The organism is Thauera terpenica 58Eu (assembly GCF_000443165.1).
Classification (GTDB): domain Bacteria; phylum Pseudomonadota; class Gammaproteobacteria; order Burkholderiales; family Rhodocyclaceae; genus Thauera; species Thauera terpenica.
In genome coordinates, this window is record NZ_ATJV01000119.1 from 1 (window position 1) to 1,479 (window position 1,479).

A 1,479-nucleotide genomic window follows, 5' to 3' on the forward strand; every position below is an offset into this window, starting at 1 on the left:
CATGTCGTTATACACAACTCACGCCGTCTCATCGCGTAGCGCCTGTATGGTGGCGGCGGCATCCATGACGCGCTGCAAGCCCAGCCAGATGGTCTTCACTCCCGGCTCGCCGTCGCCCTTGCGAGCGAGGAAACCGCCCAGGGTGGCAATCAGCCGCAGCACTTGGTTGACGGTGGGCGGGGTCGCGGGCGGTTTCTTCTTGGTGAGCAGATACGCGCCGCGGATCTCGTCTTGCTCGAAGAAGAGTGTCGCGTCCAGATCGGGGCAGGTTCGACCCGTGCGCATCAGGTGGGCGATACGCCAGGCCACGACCATGAACAAGGCAATCGCGCGCTCCAGGCGCTCGACGGCAGACAGTTGCAGGGCCTCGATGCGGCAGCCGTTCTTGACCACATGAAAGAAGGTCTCGATCTCCCAGCGCGCCCGATACCAGTCGATGAGTTCGACCACGTCAGCCGCGGTCGGCGCCTCACGGTTGGTGAGCAGCCGCCACTCGACCGGCTTGGTGCCGGCCGGCGCACCGATCTCGCGCGCCACGATGCAGGTGGCCGATACCGTGCCCGCCCTGCCCGCCGGCAGGTTGACCCGTCGGGCCCACAGCTGCTGACGCACCTGGCGCGCCCTCTGGCCGTGCCGCGAGGCCATCGTGAACACGATCTCGCCCAGCGGCTCGCCCGCGCAGGCGTGCGACCACAGCTTCGCGCCCTCGGGCAGGCAGCGGTTGTGCTTGGCCCGCACCAGCCAGTCGGCCGGCGTGCCCAGCGTCTGGGCGCGCAGCATCATTTCCAGCAGATCCGCTTCGCGGTCGGCGACATACACCAGGCGGGTGGCCGCCATCCCCTGGGCCAACTCCGCCACCCGCTCGTAGCCTTCGGTCCAGCGCGCACTCTCCTTGATGCGGACATGATCGCCTGGCGCATCGGCGTCCTCGCGCGCCCACATCCACGCATCGAGCACGCCCAACGGTTCGCGCTCGACCGTCACCGCATAGGTCGGGTGCAGGTACATGCCGCGGCGCGCTTCATAGTTCAGTCGCCCCAGACCCTCGATGCCCTGCCCGTTGAAATCGAGCTCGGTCGTGTCCTGCAGGCACAGCACCACCGGATAGGCATGCATGCGCGCGCGGGTACGCGCCCAATGCGGCGCCAGAATCGCCTGCCAGTCGACCTCGTCGTTGCCCAAGAAGCGGTACGCGGCAACCGTCTCGCCCCAGCCCCGGCACGCCATCGGAATGCTCGCCGTCGGCTTGGCCGACAACCGTTCCATCAACACCTTCGCCCGCTTATTGAGCCGCTCGTCGCCCAGCGCCATCCCCGAAAACTCCTCCGCCACCCAGCTCTTCGTTGCCAACCGGTCACCCAAATTGCAAGAGTAGACGCGTTTTTCGCAGGGTTTACAAGTACTTCTCGTAAGTCATTGAAGGTCAACGATTATTTCGGTCGGCGTACTGAACGGGCAGAGTTGTGTATAACGAAATGG

At 65.7% G+C, this 1,479-nt stretch carries 1 protein-coding gene; it reads right to left on the reverse strand.

The window, feature by feature from the left end; all coding sequences use genetic code 11:
- Positions 1-18 precede the first annotated feature (18 nt).
- Positions 19-1,362 (reverse strand): IS4 family transposase, encoded by a 1,344-nt coding sequence (locus tag M622_RS38495; protein WP_084520825.1) that lies wholly within the window; start codon positions 1,360-1,362, stop codon positions 19-21.
- Positions 1,363-1,479 lie beyond the last annotated feature (117 nt).